Source organism: Bradyrhizobium sp. LMTR 3, from assembly GCF_001693485.1.
Lineage (GTDB): Bacteria > Pseudomonadota > Alphaproteobacteria > Rhizobiales > Xanthobacteraceae > Bradyrhizobium.
Map to the genome: position 1 here is coordinate 51,982 of NZ_MAXC01000005.1, position 21,979 is coordinate 73,960.

The 21,979-nt window shown below is 63.0% G+C and carries 19 protein-coding genes; 6 read left to right on the plus strand and 13 right to left on the minus strand.

The window, feature by feature from the left end:
- Window positions 1-309: 309 nt before the first annotated feature.
- The 6 genes from LMTR3_RS05595 to LMTR3_RS05620 all read right to left on the minus strand — a co-directional run bounded on the left by LMTR3_RS05595 (window position 310) and on the right by LMTR3_RS05620 (window position 5,527).
- Window positions 310-1,080, minus strand: a complete 771-nt coding sequence (locus LMTR3_RS05595) for an esterase/lipase family protein (RefSeq protein ID WP_065744097.1) — start codon at window positions 1,078-1,080, stop codon at window positions 310-312.
- Between the two features lie 186 nt (window positions 1,081-1,266).
- On the minus strand, window positions 1,267-2,553 hold the full coding sequence (locus LMTR3_RS05600; protein ID WP_065744098.1) for a DUF445 domain-containing protein: 1,287 nt from the start codon (window positions 2,551-2,553) through the stop codon (window positions 1,267-1,269).
- 201 nt (window positions 2,554-2,754) lie between these two features.
- Window positions 2,755-3,231 (minus strand): phasin, encoded by a 477-nt coding sequence (locus LMTR3_RS05605; RefSeq protein WP_065744099.1) that lies wholly within the window; start codon window positions 3,229-3,231, stop codon window positions 2,755-2,757.
- 246 nt (window positions 3,232-3,477) lie between these two features.
- Complete coding sequence (locus tag LMTR3_RS05610) at window positions 3,478-4,071, minus strand: GNAT family N-acetyltransferase (RefSeq protein WP_065744100.1); 594 nt, start codon at window positions 4,069-4,071, stop codon at window positions 3,478-3,480.
- Complete coding sequence (locus LMTR3_RS05615) at window positions 4,068-5,150, minus strand: alpha/beta fold hydrolase (protein ID WP_065744101.1); 1,083 nt, start codon at window positions 5,148-5,150, stop codon at window positions 4,068-4,070. Before LMTR3_RS05615 ends, LMTR3_RS05610 begins: the two co-directional genes overlap by 4 nt.
- Window positions 5,147-5,527, minus strand: a complete 381-nt coding sequence (locus LMTR3_RS05620) for a hypothetical protein (RefSeq protein ID WP_028350065.1) — start codon at window positions 5,525-5,527, stop codon at window positions 5,147-5,149. Before LMTR3_RS05620 ends, LMTR3_RS05615 begins: the two co-directional genes overlap by 4 nt.
- A 164-nt stretch (window positions 5,528-5,691) precedes the next feature.
- Here LMTR3_RS05620 and LMTR3_RS05625 point away from each other — a divergent pair, with 164 nt between their 5' ends.
- Window positions 5,692-6,606: an alpha/beta fold hydrolase gene (locus tag LMTR3_RS05625; RefSeq protein WP_065744102.1), complete on the plus strand. Its 915-nt coding sequence runs from the start codon at window positions 5,692-5,694 to the stop codon at window positions 6,604-6,606.
- Between the two features lie 99 nt (window positions 6,607-6,705).
- On the opposite strand, the gene LMTR3_RS05630 is transcribed toward LMTR3_RS05625, so the two are convergent.
- The 7 genes from LMTR3_RS05630 to LMTR3_RS05660 all read right to left on the minus strand — a co-directional run bounded on the left by LMTR3_RS05630 (window position 6,706) and on the right by LMTR3_RS05660 (window position 16,047).
- Window positions 6,706-7,380: a spermidine synthase gene (locus LMTR3_RS05630; RefSeq protein ID WP_065744103.1), complete on the minus strand. Its 675-nt coding sequence runs from the start codon at window positions 7,378-7,380 to the stop codon at window positions 6,706-6,708.
- 135 nt (window positions 7,381-7,515) lie between these two features.
- A complete protein-coding gene (locus tag LMTR3_RS05635; RefSeq protein WP_065744104.1) occupies window positions 7,516-10,755 on the minus strand; it encodes a bifunctional cytochrome P450/NADPH--P450 reductase in 3,240 nt (1,079 codons plus the stop codon).
- A gap of 164 nt (window positions 10,756-10,919) precedes the next feature.
- Complete coding sequence (locus LMTR3_RS05640) at window positions 10,920-11,915, minus strand: alpha/beta fold hydrolase (RefSeq protein WP_065744105.1); 996 nt, start codon at window positions 11,913-11,915, stop codon at window positions 10,920-10,922.
- 9 nt (window positions 11,916-11,924) lie between these two features.
- Window positions 11,925-13,469: a WS/DGAT/MGAT family O-acyltransferase gene (locus LMTR3_RS05645; protein WP_065744171.1), complete on the minus strand. Its 1,545-nt coding sequence runs from the start codon at window positions 13,467-13,469 to the stop codon at window positions 11,925-11,927.
- Window positions 13,470-13,624: 155 nt separating this feature from the next.
- Complete coding sequence (locus LMTR3_RS05650; protein ID WP_245319773.1) at window positions 13,625-14,359, minus strand: esterase/lipase family protein; 735 nt, start codon at window positions 14,357-14,359, stop codon at window positions 13,625-13,627.
- 68 nt (window positions 14,360-14,427) lie between these two features.
- On the minus strand, window positions 14,428-14,679 hold the full coding sequence (locus LMTR3_RS05655; protein ID WP_065744106.1) for a DUF6489 family protein: 252 nt from the start codon (window positions 14,677-14,679) through the stop codon (window positions 14,428-14,430).
- Between the two features lie 114 nt (window positions 14,680-14,793).
- On the minus strand, window positions 14,794-16,047 hold the full coding sequence (locus LMTR3_RS05660) for an NAD(P)/FAD-dependent oxidoreductase (RefSeq protein WP_065744107.1): 1,254 nt from the start codon (window positions 16,045-16,047) through the stop codon (window positions 14,794-14,796).
- A 190-nt stretch (window positions 16,048-16,237) separates the two neighbouring features.
- Here LMTR3_RS05660 and LMTR3_RS05665 point away from each other — a divergent pair, with 190 nt between their 5' ends.
- The 5 genes from LMTR3_RS05665 to LMTR3_RS05685 all read left to right on the plus strand — a co-directional run bounded on the left by LMTR3_RS05665 (window position 16,238) and on the right by LMTR3_RS05685 (window position 21,903).
- Complete coding sequence (locus LMTR3_RS05665; RefSeq protein ID WP_065744173.1) at window positions 16,238-17,833, plus strand: ABC transporter substrate-binding protein; 1,596 nt, start codon at window positions 16,238-16,240, stop codon at window positions 17,831-17,833.
- Between the two features lie 116 nt (window positions 17,834-17,949).
- Window positions 17,950-18,930 carry an ABC transporter permease gene (locus LMTR3_RS05670; RefSeq protein WP_065744108.1) on the plus strand — a complete coding sequence of 327 codons (981 nt, stop codon included), beginning with the start codon at window positions 17,950-17,952 and terminating at the stop codon, window positions 18,928-18,930.
- An 11-nt stretch (window positions 18,931-18,941) separates the two neighbouring features.
- Window positions 18,942-19,913, plus strand: coding sequence for an ABC transporter permease (locus LMTR3_RS05675; protein WP_065744174.1), 972 nt, complete (start codon window positions 18,942-18,944; stop codon window positions 19,911-19,913).
- A complete protein-coding gene (locus LMTR3_RS05680) occupies window positions 19,910-20,908 on the plus strand; it encodes an ABC transporter ATP-binding protein (RefSeq protein ID WP_065744109.1) in 999 nt (332 codons plus the stop codon). The genes LMTR3_RS05675 and LMTR3_RS05680 overlap by 4 nt, the downstream gene beginning before the upstream one ends.
- Complete coding sequence (locus tag LMTR3_RS05685) at window positions 20,905-21,903, plus strand: ABC transporter ATP-binding protein (protein WP_065744110.1); 999 nt, start codon at window positions 20,905-20,907, stop codon at window positions 21,901-21,903. Before LMTR3_RS05680 ends, LMTR3_RS05685 begins: the two co-directional genes overlap by 4 nt.
- Window positions 21,904-21,979 lie beyond the last annotated feature (76 nt).

Genomic DNA, 21,979 nt, shown 5'->3' on the forward strand with positions numbered 1-21,979 from the left:
CGCTCCTCGCTATGAGGGTCTAAAACATGATGAAATTAGGTTTGATTGCGACCAGGAAGAAGGTGAGCTCCCTCTCCCGCTTGCGGGGAGGGCTGGGGTGGGGGTGTCTCCACGGGCGACGCTGCCCGAGCGGAGAGAGCCCCCACCCGGCGCTTCGCGCCGACCTCCCCCGCAAGCGGGAGAGGTGAAACGCGGATGCGGCCAAATCGATCTAACCAATTATCATCGTGCTCAAGACCTCCTCCTGAGGAGCAGCCGTAGGCCGCGTCTCGAAGGATGAAGCCCCGAACTGCAGAGCGTGCGTACGGACTACCGATGCGGATTCGGGTAAACCACGCTGCGCCAGCCGCTTCGATCGAACGGCGACCACTTGCCTTCCGGCTGCGCCAGGCGATCGGCAACCGCATAGACCACGGCCGGGTGATGGCCCATGCCGCAATGGCTGCTTTCGACCTCGATGCTCTCGGATGTCGCTGACGTCTTTTCCATGCAGCCCTGCCAGGCGCAGATGCCGTCGGTGCGGCTGAAGATTGCGGTGGTCGGCACCGGCGGCGTCGCCGACAGCGCGCCGCCAAAACGGGGATCCTCTTCGTCGGCGCGACGGCCGCTCGCCAGCTCATAGACGCGCCAGGCGTTGGTCGCCTTCGGGCCTGACGCAAACGGGCTGCCGAGCGTGATCACCGAGCGCACGCGCTCCGGCATCATCTTGGCAAGCTGACGCGCATAGAGACCGCCGAGACTCCAGCCGACCAGCGAGACCTTGCGGCCGTGTGTGTCGTTCAACTCCTGCACCAGATCGACCATGGCGTTCTGCACGCCGTGGCGCAGGCCGAGGTTGCGCCCCTGACGCCAGCCGCTGACGGCATAGCCGCGCGTGCGCAGGAAGCTGCGCAGCGGTCGCGTCGAGGTGTCGGATGCAACGAGACCGGGCAACACCAGCACGGGATGCCCGTCGCCGCGTGGCGCCAGACTCAGCAATGGCAGCGCCCCCAGAAACGCGCCGAGTTCGTGAATGGCACGGCCCTCCAGAAGCATCAGGGTTCTGGACGGCGGCGAAAGCGTCTGTGCTGCAACGGACATCATATCTCCTCTCGGGCTCGGCCCCTTGCGTCGCGGCAGCCGGCCACCGGTTCAGTTAGACGCCAACGCGGTAGAATCGTTCGGCACTGCAATATAGTTCCACAAAAAGCTAGGGAACCGGCTTTCCCCTTGCAAGCAGTGCAGATCACATCTCGGATAACTAAAAGCGTTGACGTGATGAAATAGTCACAGCAGCCGCAGCAGGTATTCGAGAGTGTACAGCGCCAATCCCGCTATCCCGCCGATCAGCGATCCGTTGAAGCGGATGTATTGCAGGTCGCGGCCGATGTTGATTTCGATCAGCGAGATCAACTGCCCCATGTCCCACGACTTCACCTGGTCGGAGATGAAGGTCGAGACGCCGCTCTTCTGTTCGGCGATCACGGTGCGCAATACCGCCACGAGCCCCTGGTTGATCTCGGTGCGCAACTCGGCATCGCCGGCCAGTGCCTCGCCCGCTTTCACGAACATGCGCACCAGATATTGCTCCAACACCTGGGTCTCGCCCGAGGCGCTGCGTTCGAAGAACGAGCGTGCGTTGGCCCAGATGTGGCGTGCGAGACCCGTCACTTCGGGACGCGCCAGGAGATCGCGCTTCAACCCCTCGATCCGCTCGGCGTAGCTTGGATCGGTGCCGAGGCGATCGACGAAGGTCATCACCATGCGATCGAACTCGCCGCGGAACGGATGCGCGGGATCGTTGCGGACTTCCTCGAAGAAGGCGGTGGCGGAAGCGACGATCTTGTTCACCAGGAACTTGTCGGCGCGATAGAGCTTCAGCAGCGTCGGCAGTTCGGCGCGGATTTTTTCGCGGATCATCGCCATGGTTTCGGCCTGCGTCATGGTCTGATGCACCGCGCGCAGGATGTCATCGAGCAGGCCTGAATGCCGCCCCTCCTTCACGAATGCGCGCAGCGTTCCGGCCGCCAGCGGCGCGAGATCGATCGACATCAGTTGCGCGGTGATGCGGCGGCTGACGAACGTCATCAGCCCGGAGGTCTCCGTCGCCGCCACCGCTTCGGGCAACAGCCGCAGCGCAAAGCGCGCAAGATCCTCGCTGCGTTTACGGTCGCGCAGCCAGTCGGCGATGAACGCGCCGAAATCGATTTGCCGCAGCTTGGCCTCGACGGGAGCAGCTTCCAGGAAATGCTTCTCGATGAATTCGCCGAGCTTGTCGGCGATGCGGTGCTGGTTGCTCTGGATGATTGCGGTGTGCGGGATAGGCAGTCCCAGCGGCCGTTTGAACAGCGCCACCACGGCGTACCAGTCGGCCAGGCCGCCAATGGTGGCAGCTTCCGCAAACGCCGCGATGAAGCCGAAGGCCGGATGCATCGGCAGCAGCGCTCGTGCGGCGAGGAAGATCGCAAACGTCGCCGCCAGCACCGACGTTGCCAAAATCTTCACGCGCCGCAACTCGGCGGCGCGGATCGCGTCGCCGGGGCTGTCAATGATGAAGGTGGCCGGAAGGGTCATGACGGCTTTCGGAGAGCTACACCCACTTCAATCATAGCGCGATGCGCCCATCGCCGTCATTCCGGGGCGTGCGAAGCACGAACCCGGAATCTCGAGATTCCGGATCGCCGCTTCGCGTCGTCCGGAATGACAGGGATACCCGCCAAAAAAGAAGGCCCGCAAAAGCGGGCCTTCGAAACGGCAGTTGTCAGCGGATCGCGATCAGGCGGTCTTGGAGTAGACCTTGGCAAAGTTGTCCTGCGCGGTCTTGGCGCTGTCGGCGACGAGCTTGCCGAGATATTCGGTGGTGGCCTTCGCCCGCGTGACGAACACTTCGCCGCGCGCACGGACCAGGTCCGACTGGATCTGGGCGGCTTCGCTCAGCGACTTCGCCGAAGCGAGCTTGTCGATGCCGGCGAAGAACGCTTCCGCGTCCTGGAAGAGCGCCTGCTGGATGTTGCGGCTGATCTTGGCGGCCTCGGAAACCGAACCGGCAACGGCGGTCTCGATCGCAGCGGTCGCCTTCTCCGAACCGGCATAAAGGTCGGCTGCGCGCTCCTTGGCGGTCTCGGTCTGCTTCTTCACGAACTCACGGGCGGCTTCCGGAACTTCCAGGTTCTGGAGCTTGGTGAACGCCTCGGTGACGGGGGCGAAGGCATCCTTGACGGTGTTCAGCACGGAATTGGTTTCGGTGGTCATTGGGGGTCTCTCCATCCTCGGTTTGAGCTATGGGCTCACCCCGTCCGGATTGGCCCGGGGCACGTGTGTTGTGCCATAGTTAATGGTGCGTCGCAACATTAATGTTGCACCGCGATATCACAAATTCGTGAAACGCCTAATGGATGAGCGGTCCGCCCAGAGAACCGGCAAAAGTTCCACTTTAGGCTAATGCCGGAGTCGCCCCATCTACTTTGCATGGGGTTGTTTTCGCGATTTTGGGTTTGGCTAGTGCTGCACGGCCCCCGGGAGCCCATAGGCTTCCATCTGTGCCCGAACCTGCGCCACATTGTGCCCGAGCACGACGATGTCGTGCTTTTTGCCGTCGACATCCCGGACGTGATCGCGCAGCAGGGCCTCGGCCCGGAAGCCAAGGCTCTCGAACAAGGCGATCGCCGCTTGCTGGTCGACGGTCATCTGCACCGACAGCTTTTCCAGCCCGGCGCCCAGCGCCAGCGCAAACGTTTCCTGCGATAGCGCCCGGCCGACCCCCTGCCCGCGGACATCAAGCGACACCACCATCCGGATCTCGCCGACATGGGGCGACCATGAATGCGGGTCGCGCACCAGCGTGCCGCAGCCGACCACCGTCCCCGCCTTCACCGCCAGCAGGCTTACGATCTGGCCGCGCTCGATCTCGTTGATCCAGGCCGAGAGCACCTTTGGCTGGCTGATGTTGCGCGGCAGAAACAAGAGATCATGCGTCGGGAGCTTTTGCGCAAATGCCAGCACGGCGGCTTCGTCCGCCCGCCCCATCATGCGGAATTCGATCTCTCCGGAATCGGTCTTGACGTGGCGCGGATAGGAACGTGTCTCGCTCATGTTGATCTCTTACCTAGCCAGGAATCCAGTTTCGGCCACAGCCGCTTGATCGCGTTGGCGCCGGCGACGAGGCTGACGTGACCGCCCTTGAGGATCACCTCTTCCTTGTCGGTCGAACCGATCTTGGCGATCAGGTGCTTGGCCGCATCATAGGGCACGATGTGGTCGTGTTCGGCGACCGCATGCAGGATCGGCACCTTGATCCTGGAAATATCCGCCGCACGCCCGCCGACCGACATGTTGCCGTTAAAGAGCTTGTTGTCCCACATCAGGTTCTTGGTGATGTCGCGGAAATACTCGCCCGCCAGTGGCAGCGTATCCGTCGCCCAGCGGTCGAACATCCGGTACGACTTCACGAACTCGTCGTTCCAGATGTTTTCCCACAATTGCACCTGGCTGACGGTGCGCGACGCCGGCCGCAGCATTTCAAACGAGGACAGGATCATTTCGGGCGGCACATTGCCGACGCTATCGACGAGGCGATCGACGTCGAAATAGCGGCGGTCCGAAAAGTTCTGGAACAGCTTCATCTCGCGGAAATCGATCGGCGTGGTGAAGCAGATCAAATTCTTCATCGGCCCGTCATGGAAGATCGAGCCGTACAAGAGCGACAGCACGCCGCCGAAGCAATAGCCGATCACCGTAACGTCCTGCTCGCCGGAATCCTGCTGCACGCGGCGGACGCAGTCGGGGATGAAGTCGAGGACGTAGTCCTCCATCCGCAAGGATTTTTCTTCCGGCTTCGGCGCGCTCCAGTCCAGCATGTAGACGTCGTAGCCGCGCTTCAGCAGAAACTCGATAAAACTCTGGCCGGGCACCATGTCGAGGATGTAGCCGCGGTTGGTGGTCGCCATCACGATCAGGATCGGCACGCGGTAGATTTCGTCCGCAATCGGCCGATAGTGATAGAGGTTCATGGTGCCGCGGGCGGCCAGAATGTCCTTTGGCGTCGAGCCGAGCGAAGGGCCGGAGGTAGAAAAATATTCGACGCCCTTGATGCTACGCTGGATCGCGCGCTGCACCTCGGACTGGACCCGCTCCGAAATGGAAGCGAGATCGAGACCCGCGGGAGCGTTCATTTCTGCTCTCCCTCCGCGGGCGGACGCTTGGTGCGCGGCGGCCGCGGCGTGCCGTAGCCGCTCTCCGGCGCCAGCGAATTGTGGTGCACCTGATGCAACAACGCCTTGATCTCGTTGAGCTGGCCCTCGATCGCTTGCAGCCGCTCCGCCATGCCGACGAGCTGCGCCCGGCTCGGCAGGTTCATCGCCAGCAGGTATTTCTCCATCAGTTCGCCGAGCTGCTTCTGCGCGCCTGCGCTGACGCCGCCGACCTGGTTCATCATTTTTGAGAATTCGGGCGAGGCCATCGCCTGGTTGGCAAAGGAGTTGAACCCCTTCTCCATCTCCCCGATCATGGTCTGCCAGATCACGGCAGGATCGTTGCCTTTGTCGGCCATTGGCGCCCTCTCCCGAAAGATTACGAGCGCTTGCCACGCTTCGCTTGTGTTTGGCCCATACCACACCGTTGCAGCGGGCCGGTCAACCGCGGCGACGTCTTCTGCGGTGCGGGAAACCGTGCCATAGTTACTGAAGCCAGATAACACTTGAGGGAAGACACGCGATGCTCGCCCATCAGCCGCCTCAGATCGCCCGCGCCAACGGCATCGACATTTGCTACGAGATTTTCGGCGATCCGGCCGCGGAACCGATGCTCTTGATCATGGGGCTCGGCGCCCAGATGATCCATTGGGATGACGATTTCTGCCGCCAGCTCGCCGCGCGCGGCTTTCGCGTCATCCGCTTCGACAACCGCGACATCGGCAAATCCTCCCACCTTTCCGGCGGCAAGCGTTTGACTGCACTCGAACTCTTGAAGCAGCGGTTCCTGAAGATCCCGGTCGCGTCGACCTACAAGCTGATCGACATGGCCAAGGACACCGTCGGCCTGATGGACGTGCTCGGTATCAAATCGGCGCACCTCGTCGGCGCGTCGATGGGCGGCATGATCGCACAGGAAGTCGCGCTCTCATTCCCGCAGCGGGTGCGCTCGCTGACCTCGATCATGTCGACGACGGGCAACCCCAAGCTCCCGCCACCGACGCGGGAGGCGAGCGCCGTGCTGATGGCGCCGCCGCCGCGGACGAAGGAGGAGTATTTCGACCGGTTCGCCCAGACCTGGAAAGTGCTGCGCGTCGGCTCGTTCCCGGAAGACGAGGCCCTCGACCCAGCGCGTGCCGCCCGCACCTACGAGCGCGGCCTCAATCCGAACGGCGTCGGCCGGCAGTTGCGGGCGGTGCTCGCCTCCGGCAGCCGCAAGGAACGGTTGCATCACCTGAAGATCCCGACGCTCGTCATTCACGGCACCGTCGACCCGCTGGTGCGCCCCGAAGGCGGCAAGGATACCGCGGCATCGATCCCCGGCGCAAAGCTCCTGATGATCGAAGGCATGGGCCACGCGTTGCCGATCCCGATGTGGCCGCAGATCATCAACGCGATCGCCGGGCACGCGCAGGGTGCGGCGGCGAAGGCGGCGTAGCCAGTAGGGTGGGCAAAGGCGCACTTGCGCCGTGCCCACCATGCATCCAAATAGCCGGTGGAAATGGTGGGCACGCTTCGCTCTGCCCACCCTACCTTCTTAACTCTTCGTCGCGATCCAGATCACGTGGCGCACGCCGCGGCCTTTGCCGGTGGCGCGAATGTTGACTTCATTGACGTCGAAGCCCGCGGTGCGAAGACGTTTTGCGAATGCGGGATTGGGTCCTGACGACCATACGGCCAGGATGCCGCCCGGTCGCAGTGCGGCGTGCGTCGCACGCAAGCCAGCAGCGCTGTAGAGAGCATCGTTGGCCTCACGAGTAAGCCCCTCCGGTCCATTGTCGACATCGAGCAGAATGGCATCGAACGTCGAACGATGCGACCGGATGATGTCGGTGACATCCGTCTCGCGAATGCTGACGCGGGAATCGTCCAAGCTGTCGCCAAAGATTTCCGCCATCGGGCCTCGGGCCCAATTGACTACCGCCGGCACCAGCTCCGCCACCACGATCTGCGCTTGATTGCCGAGCCCGGCGAGCGCGGCACGCAGCGTAAAGCCCATGCCCAATCCGCCGATCAGTACATGCGGCTTAGCGACGTTTTCGATCTTCTTCGCAGCGAGCGTCGCGAGCGCGGCTTCCGAGCCCGACAGGCGACTGTTCATCAACTCGTTGCTGCCCAGCTTGATGGAAAACTCCGTGCCGCGGCGCATCAGGCGGAGTTCGCTGCCGGTGCCAGGAATGCGGGCGGTGTCGAGCTTTTCCCAGGGAATCATGTGGAAGCTTTAGCATAGTCCGCAGAACCGTAGGGTGGGCAAAGCGAAGCGTGCCCACCAACTTCGACGTGCGCAAGCATGGTGGGCACGGCGCTACGCGCCTTTGCCCACCCTACGATTTACGATTTACAAGATTCATCCGCCCGCCCAGACGTCCAGCACGTAGCGGTTCTTGGTGCCGAGATCGTCGATCCAGCGCAGGCCGGCATCGGCGTCGGCGCCGGACTTTTCGCGATAGATCGCAACCAGCGCGGCCTTGACGTCCGGCTCCATCTTGCCGCCGTCGCCGCAGACATAGACGATCGCGCCCTGCTCGATCAAGCTCCAGACCCGGTTCTTTTGCGCCGCCACCTGATGCTGCACATAGGTCTTCGGCCCGTCGGCGCGCGAGAAGGCGGTGTGCAGCTCAGTGATGCCGTCGATCGCGAAGGCCTTCAGGTCATCCGCGTAGAGAAAGTCCTGTTCGGGATGGCGGCAGCCGAAGAACAGCATCGCCGGGCCGAGCTTCGCGCCCTGCGCCTTGCGATGCGCGCGCTCCTGCAGGAAGCCGCGGAACGGTGCCAGCCCCGTACCGGGACCGATCATGATCACGGGCTGGGCCGGATCGTCCGGCAGCCGGAAGCCGGCCTTGGTCTCGCGTATGGTCGCATGCACGATATCGCCGACGCGGCGGCCGGACAGATAGTTCGAGCAGACGCCCTTGTAGACGCCACGCCCCGAACTCGCGGGCGATTCCACCACGCCGACCGTGACGCTGCAGCGCGACGGATCGATCGAAGGCGACGATGAGATCGAATAGTAGCGCGGCGCCAAGACCGACAGCATTTCCAGATAGGCGTGGAATGGCAGTTCGCAGGCCGGATGCTCTTCCAGGAGATCGAACACCGACTTGCGCCTGGCCAGCACGTCCGATCGGTAACGTTCGGTGGAAGCATCGTCGTCGCCGACGTAGCCGAGCAGCTTCGGCTTGGTGACGGGACAGCGCGTGTGTTCCGACATGATCTGGATCTGCTTGCGGGTCGCGATCTGCTGCAACTCGACGAACTCGGTCAGCAACCTCCCAACCGACACGGCATCGCCCACCGGCAATTGCGCGCGGCGGCCTTCGGCTACGTGCAGCCGGATCTGGTCGGCGGGGAGGAAGCCAAAACGGCGCGCGACGGAATCGACCAGCGCCGGATCGTTGCGCGGCACTACGCTCAGGTGGTCACCGACGCGGAAGGTGACGCCCGGCGGCAATTCCACCTCGATGTGGCGGGTCGAGCGGTCGGAAGGACTGGCGCCGGCCTTGTTCTGCAGTTCGGAATTCACCAGCACCTTCATCGGCGCGACGCCGCCCTGCGCGACGATGGTGTGAACGGCCGATGGCGCCACCGGCTCGATCGAATAAAGCGGCGCGTCGTCGGCGCTGCGAGCGAAGCCGGAATCGACCCCCAGCTCCTTCATGGCCGCGGGTGCTGCCGCCGCGAACCATTTTTCGAACTGGCCGTCGAGATCGCTGCGGGCGTCGCCCTCGCCGCGGCCGTAGAGGCTGCGCGCACCGTGCGCCGCCAACTGCTCGTCGATCATGCGCGGCACGGATTGATAGGTCGCAGCCCAGTCGCTGTTGCCGCAGCCGAACACGGCGTATCGTACCTTGGCGAATGCGTCTTTTGGCAGGCCGCTGTCCAGCCACTTGACGAACTGCGTGGCGTTGTCGGGGGCTGCGCCATTGTAGGAAGCGCAAAAGATCATCAGCGCGCCCTGCTCCGGCAGTTTGCCGACGTGATCGTCGAGCGCGCCGAGTTTTGTGGCGAAGCCGTTGACCTCGGCGAGGTCAGCCACCCGCGTCGCCAGCTCTTCCGCGGTGCCGAGATTTGAGCCATAGAGCACCAACAGCGGCGTGTTGTGGCCCGGGCGGGTCCGCGCCTGCGGCGCCGCCGCGCTTGAGGCAGCGGCCGCAACAGCGGTACGGCCGGCGAAGGCGCCACGGTCCTTGTCGGCGCGCGGGCGCACCTTGATCTTGAAACCATCCGGCTTGACGGTGAGCGTTTCCTTCAGGTGCATCTGGTAGCGATGCACATCGATCAGCTTGAAGCGCTGCAGGATCATGCCGATCGCCAGCGCCGCCTCGTGCATCGCAAAGCCGCGGCCGATGCAGGCGCGCTGGCCGTTGCCGAACGGCTTCCAGGCATTGATCGGCCGCTTGGCCTCGGCCTCGCGGCTGAAATTCTCGGGATCGAAGACGTCCGGGTTCGGACCCCAGACGCTGGGGTCACGGTGCAGCGCCATCACGAGCACGGTGATGAACGTATTCTTCTTCAGCTTGTACTTGCCGCCGCCGATGGCCTCGTCCTGAAGCGGCGTAATGCCATAGGCGGGCGCCGGCGGCCACATCCGCAGCGCTTCCTTCAACACTTGCGTGATGTAAGTGAGCTGCGTGACCTGCTGATAGGTCGGCTTGGCGTTGATGTCCGGTCCGAGCACCCGGTCGACTTCCTCATAGGCCTTTTTCAGCACCTCCGGATGCTTGAGCAGCGCGTAGATCGTGCACGAGAGAAGTCCGCTGGTGGTCTCGTGGCCGGCAATCAGGAAGGTGTTGATCTGGTAGCGGATGTTGATGTCGTCGAGCTGCTCGCCGGTCGAGCGGTCGATGCCGGTCATCATCGCGCCCAGCATGTCCTTCTTGGCCTCAGTGGCTTCCGCATTGCCGCGGCGCTCGGCGATGATCTCGTCGACCATCTTGTTCATGAAGGCGACGTCCTGGGCCAGCGTCTTGCGCCGCTTCTGCATCCACAGATTTTCCAGCGGCAGCCCGCGGGTCATCATGATGGTCTCGAGCGAGCGCACGAGCGACTCCACGAACGGGTGATAGTCGCGGCGGTAGAACGAATTGAAACGGTAGTCGAAGCCGCAGAGACCAATCGTGTCGAGCGTCAGCGCCGTCATGTCGTGCACGACGTCGATCTCCTCGTCGGCGTTGAGCCGCTCCCATTTCTTCACGAGTTGCTCGGCGATATCGACCATGCTCGGGTGATAGGATTGCATCGCGCGGTTGCCGAACGGCTGCAGCAGGATGTTGTGCGCCTTGCTCCAGTTCGGCTCTGTCGTGTCGGCGGTAAACAGCCCGTCGCCGCCGACGGCACGAACTCGGCGCAGCGAACCGCGCACCGTCTTGTCGAAACGCTTCTCGTCGGAGAGTTCGTCGATCAGAGCGTGGCCGGAGACAATCACGATCGGCGCGCCCATCATGTCGAGCCAGAAGATCGGTCCGAGTTCCTTGGACAGCTTGACCAGATGCTGCACCGGCGCGTTCGGGTCCAGCGACAGCATGTTGCCGACGACGGGCTTCTTCGGCGGATGCGGGATCGGACTGAGTTTATTGGTGGACGCCATTGTCGAAGTGTCTCCCCTGCCTAATCCCATCCACGCCGTCATTCCGGGGCGAGGCGAAGCATCGAACTCGGAATTTCGAGATTCCGGGTCTGGTCCTTCGGACCATCCCGGAATGACGGCGCAAGTTTCCGCTCGCTTTCGCAATGACGGCCGATTATGCGGACCTAGCCAAATCTTTTTCTACGCCATTCGATCAGCTTGCTACTGACCTCGTCCGGCTTTTCCTGCTGCGTCCAATGGCCGCTGTCGCGCACGAGATATTTCTCGAGGTCCGGCACCAGCTTCTCCATCCCCTCGGTCGCCGATGGCGGCAGCACCGCGTCGTTCTCGGCCATGATCATCAGCGACGGCACGCGGACGGTATGGTCGAGCCCTTCCGCGCGCTCCCAGTTGCGGGAAAAATTGCGGTACCAGTTGATGCCGCCGGTGAAGCCGGTCTTGGTGAAGGTGTCGACGAATACCTGCTTTTCTTCCGCCGACAGGATCGGCGTGCGCGGATCGTGCTTGGCATCGTAATTCGCGATCATCTGTGGAAACGCCAGATTGAGACGCGCTGATGCGCCGACACCCGCAATCGGCTGCTCCTCCGGCGTCCCCGGGGGCCGTGCCACCGGCCTGCGCATGAACGCGTCAAAGGTCTGCTCGACGCGGCTGCCGAAGATCCTGTCAGGCTCGCGGCCAGGGTCCTGGAATTGCACGATGTACATTTTGTCGCCGAAGCGCTGCCGAAACAGCTCGATCGGATCGGCCGGCATGCGATCCCAATGCGGGGTGTTGACGCCGACGACACCGGCGACGCGATCGAGATGACGCAGCGGCATCTGCCAGACGACGAAGCCGCCCCAGTCGTGGCCGACGAAGATCGCCTTGTCGATTTGGAGATGATCGAGCAGACCGACGAGATCGCCGGTCAGATGCTCCATGTCGTAATCCTCGACCGGCTCGGGGCGGTCGGTCGCGCCATAGCCGCGCTGATCCGGCGCAATCACCCGGATGCCGGCCTCGCTCAGCGCCTTGATCTGGTGCCGCCAGGAGAACGCGATCTCCGGCCAGCCATGGCAGAGGATGACCGGCGGCTTGTCCGATTTGGGCCCCGCCTCGTAATAGCCCATGCGAATACCGTTCACCTCGGCGAATTGCAGCGGCGGCATTTCAATCATGTCAGCCCCCTATTCAGCGGCGCTGGTCATGCTCGGCGGCGGCGCGAACGCCGCCTCCAGCGCTTCAAATTCGACCGGGAGCATGTCGCAGAGAATCTGGACATGCGGAATGATGTTGGCGCCGGCGATGAAGCCGAAATCGAGCTGGTCGCGGTAGCTCTGCACGGTGATGTTGAGCGCAATGCCATGCGTCGAGATCGACACCGGGAAGATGTGCAGCAGCTCGGCGCCGGCGGCATACAGCGTCTGCCGCGGCCCGGGCACGTTTGATACGGTGATGTTGGCCGCCGGCGGCAGCACGTCGGAGAGGTTGGAGCGGCTATAGAGCAGCGCAAGGATCTGGGTCACGATCGGCGCGCCCAGCATCGAGAGGTTGGAGACTTGCGGCATCAGCGCCCGCAGCGGATGCGACATCTCCTTCGACTTGGTGGATTGCGCGATGATGGTTTCCAGCCGCGTCTTGGGATCGTCGACATTGGTGGCGATCGCGCAGATCATGCCGAACACCTGGTTGTTGGCATCGGCGTTGCCCTCCTCGCGCAGTGAGATCGGCACCGCTGCGGTCAGGGATTTGTTGGGCAGCGCGCCCTGGCTGATCAGATAGCGGCGCACGACGCCGGAAGACAGCGCCAGCACGACGTCGTTGAGCTTGCCGCCGGAGGCTTTCGCCAGCGCTTTCGCGCGCGACAGCGAGATCGAGACGCCGGCAAAGCTGCGCTCCGACGAGATCGTCTTGTTGAGGATCGTCGGCGGCGAGGCCATGCTGGCCAGGCTGTCGCGCGACTTCGGATCGGAAACCTTGCCTACCACATCGGACACGCTCTTGAGCATTGTCGGAATGCTGCTGGCGAATTTCACCGCACTCTCGATCTGGAACATGGCGTTGTCGAACAAGATCGATCCGAGATCGCTTTTTCCCGAGCGCGGCAGCTCGAGACTCTTTGGCGCCGCCTTCGGGTCGAACGGCTGGGTCCAGAGCTGCTGGTAGGAATCGATCAGGTTGGCGGCGATGTCGCGCGGCTCCGGCGCCACCCTGCGCGCCGTCGGCGGATCGACCTGACGCGGCACCGGGGTGATGTCGTAGATCATGCTGGTGAGTGCGGCGCCGGCGCCGCCGTCGATGCAGGCATGGTGCATCTTGGAGTAAAGCCCGATCTCGTTGTCCTTCATGCCTTCGAAGACATAGAACTCCCAGAGCGGGCGGGCGCGGTTGAGCAGTTTGGCATGCATCCAGCCGACGATGCGCTCCAGCGTCGCACGATCGCGCGGCGCCGGCAGGCTGGCGCGGAAGATGTGGCGGTCGATGTCGAACTGGTCGTCCTCGACCCAGGACGGATGATCGATGTCGAGCGGCGCCTTCTCCAGGCGGGCTTTCAGGATCGGCGCGATGTGCAGCCGCGAGGCGATCATCGCCTTGAACTCTTCGAAGAAGTCGCCCTTGTAGCCCTCGGGCAGACGGAAGATCGCCATGCTGCCGACATGCATCGGCATTTCCGGGGTTTCCAGATACAGAAACGACGCGTCCAGCGAAGACAGCTTCTTGGCGTCCGCCATATTTTCCTCCCGCAGTAGAAAACGCGGCGCCTTGGCGGCGCTTCTGGCGTCTGGAATGTCTTTGTTATTGGAGCATATCCGAAAACCGGCAGCCATCCTGCATCAATTGCAGGGCGGATCTTTCGCGATCATGCCCTTAAGCTCAGGGCGTGGATTCAAGATTGTGCATTTTCGGGGGGCCCATAGGCAATGGCAAATGGTCCTGATCGGTCAAAATGCTTAAACTCGCCCTCCGCCTGCGCCAGGCGGTCGGCTACTGCCCACAATGCTGCGGGGTTGACGCCAAGCCCGATATGGCTGGCGAGGTGGACCTCGATGTTTTCGGCCGTGGCGGATGGGCGCAACAGGCTGGTGTGCCAGTTCACGATGCCGTCGGTCCGGGAATAGATCGAGGTCGCCGGCACCGGGAGGTCACCGGCGATGGCCAAGCGGATTTCCGGATTGTCGTCGACGGTCTCCCCCGACAGCACCTCGTAGAGCCGCGTGGCGTTGGTCGCGCGGATATCGCTGGCAAACGGGCTGCCGAGCGTGATCACCGAGCGCACCATGTCCGGCATCTGCAGTGCGAGATCGCGCGCATAGACGCCGCCGAGGCTCCAGCCGACCAGGCTGACCTTTCGGCCGGTGGCTTCATAGGTCCGCTTCAGGAGAGCTTGCAGTGCGCCACGCTTGGAAGCGATGCCGCCGAAATTGCGGCCCATGTCCCAGGCATAGGTGTCGTAGCCGAGTTCTTTCAGATAGCGCCGCATCGGCACCATCGATAGATCGCTGGCGAGAAAGCCCGGCAGCGCCAGCACCGGATGCCCGTCGCCCCTCGGCGCACGCAACAAGAGCGGCGACAGTAACAGGCTCGAATTCAGTTCGAACAGCGCCCGCGTCTCGGCCAGCATCAGAAACAGGCTTGGCGGTCGAAGCCGCTGCTCTTCTGTTGCCGCACCGCCTTCCGCGATGGCCACTCTCACTTGTCCTTCTTGGCCATGCCGCCGAGCCCGGCCATGGTCACGAACATATCCTGGAATCGCTCGGCGATCTTGGGATCGAACGTGAACCAGCTCTGGATCAGCGATTCCGGCGAGACCTTTTCGATGTTGGCCATCACCTGCTGCTGCATCTTGTCCATCACGGCGGTCTGCATCGGCGAGACGTCGGGCAATCCGAAGAACTGACGGGCCTCCAGCGGCGTGCAATCTATTTCCACGTTAACCTTCATGACCGCTCCTTTTGCTGCCCTTGGTGCAGTATCGCCACGATGACCCGAGTCACGCAAGGACAAGACCCGGTCCCCGGCCCCCTCAATTCCCGATATGGTCAACTCCCGATATGGTCAACCAAAGCGTTCGATGGCAAACGGCCTGACATCGGCAAACGGCGTGTCGCCGGTCATCATTTCGGCCAGCAGGCGGCCGGTCGCGGGTCCGAGCGTCAGGCCGTGGTGCTGGTGGCCGAAATCGAACCATAGCCCGCCATGGCGGGGAGCCTTGCCGATGACCGGCAGCATATCCGGCAGGCAGGGCCGCGCACCCATCCAGGGCTTGGTGTCGACCGGTTCGCCGAGCGGGAACAGTCTGTGCGCCCGCGGCAGGGCCCGCTCGACCTGGATCGGCGTTGGTGGTGCATCGCGGTGGGCGAACTCGGCGCCGGTCGTGAGCCGAATGCCGCGGTTCATCGGCGCCAGGAGATAGCCGAGATCGGTGTCCAGCACGGGATGGTTCAAGACCGCGTTGCCGCGCGGCTTGAGATGCAAATGGTAACCACGCTTGACCTGAAGCGGGATCGAATAGCCGAGTGGCGCGAGGATCTGGTCGGACCACGGCCCCATCGCCACCACCACTTCGCGCGCCGTAATGGTGCCTTCTAGCGTCGCCACCCGCCACCGTCCGCCGGACTGTTCGAGCGTTCGGGCGTCGCCGACAAGATAGCGCCCGCCCTTGCGGCCGAACAGCGCCGCATAGGCCTTGGCCAGCCCACCGGGATCGGGCACAAATCCCGGCGCGGGAAAATGGATCGCACCGCTGAAATCGCCGGTCAGATGCGGCTCGCGCGCTGATATCGCAGGCCGATCCAGCACCTCGCCGACGACGCCGTGCTGGCCTGCGCGCTTGAGGTCCTGCACCGCATCCGCAAGGGTCCTCTCGGAACGAAACAGCTTGATCCAGCCGGTCCGCCGCAACAGCTCCGGCACATTGGCTTCCGCAATCAGCGCCTCATGCTCGATCAGACTGCGCTGGATCAGCGGCAGTTCGGCCATTGCGCTGTGCAGTGCACGCTCCGGTGAAGAGGCGAGAAAATACCGGGTCAGCCACGGCAGGAAGATCGGCAAATCCCTGAAATGATAACGCACGTGCGGCGCGCGAAGAAACGCGTAGCGCAGGATCTGGCTCACGTCCCGCGGAAACATATAGGGAAAGACCGAAGCGCATTCGATCAGCCCGCCATTGCCGTAACTGGTTTCCTCGCCGGCTGTATCATGGCGGTCGATCAGAACCACGTTCCGGCCGCGTTTTTGCAGGTGCAAAGCGGCGCAGACACCGACCATGCCCGCACCCAGGACGAGAACGTCGGCCTTCAGTTCCGCCATCCGGCACTCCAAAAGTTTAATGTCACGTGCTCCTGCGCACCTTTTAAGGTGCAACCTAGACTTTGCCGCACCGCCGCGCAAACCGGCACGCACTGCGGGATAATGATGCTTGCGCGGCGGCTGGACTCTGGCAAATTGGCTCGGCAATATCCGGCGGAAATTGCTGATCAAAAGCGGGGAAATCGAACAAATGTCGGTACGTCAGACTTTGCTTGCAGCGGCCACGGCTTCCATCCTTGCCGTGGCAATGGCGCCGGCATCGGCCCAAAGCCTGCGCTATGCCAATCAGGGTGACCTCAAGTCGCTCGACCCGCACACGCTCAACGAGAGCACCACCCACGCGCATCTCGCACATGTCTTCGAAGGCCTTACCGCTCGCGACAAGGACCTGAAGATCATCCCGGCGCTGGCGGAAAGCTGGGAGACCCCGGAGCCGACCCGCTGGCGGTTCCATCTGCGCAAGGGCGTGAAATTCCACAATGGCGACCCGTTCACCGCAGACGATGTCGTCTTTTCGGCGGATCGTGTTCGCAAGAAGGGCTCAAACCTGCAGACCCGTATTCCCGCCGACGCCAAGGTCGTCAAGATCGACGACCACACGGTGGATTTCATCCTGACCTCGCCTAATCCCATTCTCAATTCGCAATGGGATACCTGGTACATCATGAACAAGAAGTGGGCCGAGACGAACAACGCCGTCGAACCGACGCCTGCTGCCGCCACCACGCCGAGCTTTGCCTCGCTCAATGCCAACGGCACCGGCCCCTTCACCGTCGAGAGCCATCAGCCCGGCGTCAAGACCGTGTACAAGGCCAATCCGAACTGGTGGCGCAAGCCCGAGCATAATCTCAAGGAAATCATCTTCACCCCGATCGGCTCAGACGCCACGCGCGTCGCCGCGCTGCTCTCGGGCGAAGTCGATGTCATCGAGCCAGTTCCGATCCAGGATATCACGCGTGTCGATTCCAGCCCCAACGCCCAGGTACTGAAGGGACCGGAACTCCGCACCATCTTCCTCGGCATGGATCAGGTGCGTGACGAACTGCTCTACTCCAACATCAAGGGCAAGAATCCGTTCAAGGACATCAAGGTGCGTGAGGCCTTCTTCAAGGCCGTCGATGTCGAACTGATCAAGACCCGCGTCATGCGCGGGCTGTCGACGCCTTCGGCGCTGATGATCGCGCCGCAATTGTTCAAATTGTCCGGCGACTTTACCCGTCCGAAACTCGATCCCGACGGCGCCAAGAAGCTTCTCACCGAAGCCGGCTATCCCGACGGCTTCGAAGTTACGATGGACTGCCCCAACGACCGCTATGTCAACGACGCCGCGATCTGTCAGGCGGTCGTCGGCATGCTCGCCCGCATCGGCGTCAAGGTAACGCTCTTGGCGCAGCCCAAGGCGCAATATTTCGCCAAGGTGCTGAAGCCCGGCGGTTACCAGACTTCGTTCTATCTGCTCGGCTGGACACCCGGCACGCTCGACTCCCACAACGTCCTGTATGACATCATGGGCTGCCGCGACGATCCAAAATCGAGCCGCGGCGAGGCCAATCTTGGCGGCTACTGCAACAAGAAGCTCGACGAGCTCGCCGACAAGGTGCTGCAGGAATCCGACATGGCCAAGCGCGACCTTCTGATCAAGCAAGCGTACGAAATCGGCGCAAAGGACTTTGGATACATCCCGCTGCACCAGCAGGCGCTGGCCTGGGGCGTGTCGAAGAAAGTGAAACTGAGCCAGCGCGCCGACAACCAGGTCCTGCTGTACTGGGCGACCAAACAGGACTAATCAGGCGTCAACACGGGTCCCGGTGGCTCTAGCGGCTTCCGGGACTTTTCGTTTCCAGGCGACAGCGACGTCCGCCGCCGCACCACGCCGCACCAAGAGAGCAGTGAAAGGAATACATGCTCGCTTTCACTCTTCGCCGCGCTATCCAGGCCATCGGCGTCATGATCGCGGTCGGCGTCATTGCGTTCTCGATGTTCCGTTTCGCCGGCGATCCCGTCAACCAGATCGTCTCATTGGACACGCCGGCCGCCGAACGCGAGGCGGTCCGCAAGTCGCTCGGGCTCGACGATCCCGTGCCGGTGCAGTTCGCACGCTATTTCGCCAATGCCGCGCAATTCAAGTTCGGGGTCTCCTATCAGTTCCGTCAGCCGGTTGCGAACCTGTTGATGGAACGCATGCCGGCGACGCTGGAGCTTGCCGCCTGCGCCACCGTTCTCGCCATGGTGTTCGGCATCCTGATGGGGGTCTATTCGGCGCTGCGGCGCGATACGATTCTGACAAAGTTCTTCCAGGCGGTGTCGCTGATCGGAATCTCGCTGCCGACCTTCCTGATCGGCATCCTTCTGATCTATCTGTTCTCGGTGACGCTGGGCTGGCTGCCTTCATTCGGCCGCGGCGACGTGGTGCGGATCGGCTGGTGGACCACCGGCCTGCTCACGCTTTCCGGCCTGAAGGCGCTGATCATGCCATCGATTACGCTGGGCCTGTTCCAGATGACCCTGATCATGCGACTGGTGCGCGCTGAAATGCTCGAAGTGCTCCGCACCGACTACATCCGCTTCGCCCGCGCCCGCGGCCTGACCACGCGCGCGATCCACTTCGGCCACGCGCTGAAGAACACGCTGGTTCCCGTCATTACCGTCGCCGGCTTGCAGTTTGGCTCGGTAATTGCATTTGCCATCATCACCGAAACCGTCTTCCAGTGGCCGGGCATGGGATTGTTGTTCGTACAGGCCGTGCAAAATGTCGATATCCCGATCATGGCCGCCTACCTGCTGATGGTGTCGCTGATCTTCGTTACCATCAATCTGGTGGTCGATATCCTCTACACCGTCGTCGATCCGCGCCTGCGCTCGACCATCCGCCGTCCGGCATGAGCGAGACTGATATGTCTGACGCCGTAGTACCACACCGAATAGAGTCGAGCCCGCAGCGGGCACGCTCGAACGCGAGCTGGCTGAAGCGCGCGCTCGACAGCGACATCTTCTACTCGTTCCGCCGCTCCCGGATGACGATGGTGGCGGCGGGGGTAACGGTCCTGTTCTTCCTGCTGGCGATCTTTGCATCGCAACTGGCGGTGCAGAACCCGTTCGATCCGGCGCAACTGCAATTGATGAATTCGCGGATCTCGCCGCTGTGGACCGCCGAAGGCCAGAGCCCGTTCCTGCTCGGCACCGATGAACAGGGCCGTGACGTGTTTTCTGCGATCCTCTACGGCTTGCGGATTTCGCTCGTCGTCGGCGTGCTCGGCGTTATCTTCGCCGGCACGCTTGGCATTACGCTTGGCCTCATTGCAGGCTATGTCGGCGGCGCGGTCGATGGCCTGATCATGCGCATCGCCGACGTGCAGCTCACCTTCCCGGCCATCCTGATCGCGCTATTGGTCAACGGCGTCGCCAAATCGGTGTTCAACAACCGGCTCGACGCCGGGAGCACGCTGGCAGTCTTGGTCGTTGCGATCGGCCTGAGTTTTTGGGTGCAATACGCCCGCACCGTGCGCGGCTCGGTCATGGTCGAGAAGAACAAGGACTATGTCGCGGCCGCGCAACTGATCGGCCTTCCCGCCCCCAAGATCATGCTGCGCCACGTGCTGCCCAACACCATGGGCCCGATTCTCGTGATTGCGACCATCAACCTCGCGCTCGCCATCATCACCGAGGCGACGCTGTCGTTCCTGGGCGCCGGCATGCCCGACACCATGCCCTCGCTCGGCACGCTGATCCGGATCGGCAACAACTATCTGTTCGCCGGCGAATGGTGGATCGTCGCCTTCCCCGGCATCGCGCTGGCGGGGCTGATCCTTTCCATCAACCTGCTCGGCGACTGGCTGCGCGACGCGCTCAATCCGAAACTCCGATGACCGTTCCCGTCCTCTCCGTGCGTAACCTCGAGGTGGAATTCCTCACCCGCCGCAGCGCGCTGCGCGCGATCAACGGCGTTTCCTTCGACATCGCCAAGGGCGAAGTGCTCGGCGTGGTCGGCGAATCCGGCGCTGGCAAATCGGTCACGGGACTGGCCGTGATCGGGCTGATCGATCCTCCCGGCCGCATTTCGGGCGGCGAGATCTATCTGTCGGGAACGCGGATCGATCACCTGCCGCCGGAAGAAATCCGCCGTATCCGGGGCAAACGGATCGGGATGATCTTTCAGGATCCGCTGACAAGCCTCAATCCGCTCTACCGGATCGGCGACCAAATCGTCGAGACGATTCGAACCCACATGAACCTGTCGGAGACCGCTGCGCGCAAGCGCGCCATCGATCTCTTGGCCGAGGTCGGCATCCCCGCACCGGACAAACGCATCGACGCCTATCCGCACGAATTCTCCGGCGGCATGCGCCAGCGTGTCGTGATTGCGCTGGCGATCTGCGCTGAGCCGGAACTGATTATCGCCGACGAGCCGACCACCGCGCTGGACGTCTCCGTGCAGGCGCAGATCATCTCGCTGATCAAGCGTCTCGGGCGCGACCACGGCACGGCGGTGATGCTGGTCACCCACGATATGGGCGTGATCGCCGAGACCTCCGACCGGGTCGCAGTGATGTATTCGGGCCGGATCGCCGAGATCGGCCCGGTGCAGGATGTGGTGCAGAACCCGCTGCACCCCTACGCCAAGGGCCTGATGGGCGCGATCCCGACACTCGCGGGCGAAGACAAGCGGCTGGTGCAAATTCCCGGCTCGATGCCGCGGCTGTCGGCGATCCCGCCAGGCTGCTCGTTCAATCCGCGTTGCGCCTTTGCATTCGACCGTTGCCGCGTCGATCGGCCGGAGCCACTCAAGCACGGTTCGCACGCCGTGGCCTGCCATCTCTTCGACACCGCGCCCCATGAAGCGGCGAAGGAGACCGTGGCATGAGCCCGCCCTTTGTCGATGTGAGGAATTTGCGCCGCGTGTTCGACGTCTCGAAGCCGTGGCTCAACCGCGTGCTGGAAGGCGGCCGTCCGGAATTCCTGAAAGCCGTCGATGGCGTGACGTTCGACATCAGGAAGGGCGAGACTTTTGCTCTCGTCGGGGAATCCGGCTCGGGAAAGACCACCGTGGCACGGATGGTCGTGGGACTTCTGCCGCCGACTTCGGGCGAAGTCATCATCGACGGCGTCTCGATGACGAATGCCAGGCAGGCGCAGGCACGGCAGCGGCTGCGCCGCCGGATCCAGATGATTTTTCAGGACCCCTACGCGAGCCTCAATCCCCGCTTCCGGGTCGATGCCATCGTCTCCGAGCCGATCCGCGCCTTCGACCTGATCCAGGGCGAGCGCGATATCCGCCTGCGCGTCGGCGAATTGTTGAATCTCGTGGGCCTGCATCCCGACGACGGCCTGAAATATCCGCATGAATTCTCCGGCGGCCAGCGCCAGCGCATCGCGATTGCGCGCGCGCTTGCGTCAGATGCCGAATTCATCGTTTGCGACGAGCCGACCTCGGCGCTCGACGTCTCGGTGCAGGCGCAGATCCTCAATCTGATGCGCGACCTGCAGGACAAATTCGGCCTCACCTATCTCCTCATCAGCCATAACCTCGCCGTGGTCCGCCACATGGCGACGCGCATCGGCGTGATGTATCTCGGTCGCATTGTTGAAATCGCCGAGGGCCGCGAATTGTTCGCCAATCCGCGGATGCCCTACACCAAAATGCTGCTCGGCGCGGTTCCTGACCTCGCGATGTGCGGCCGCCAGCGGATTCCGGTCAAGGGCGAAATTCCAAATCCGATCGACCCGCCACCCGGCTGCGCCTTCAACCCGCGCTGTCCGCTCGCCTTCGATCTGTGCCGGCGGCAAACGCCCGAGCTGATCAACGGGGTTGCCTGCCACGCCGTCAACCAACCGGTTGAGGCTGCCGCTTTGGTATGATCACGGAGATGGGTGCAATGCGTGGCATCCCAGTAGTTGGCATCCAGCCTCGCCTGTGGTCAAGTGCGCGCGCACC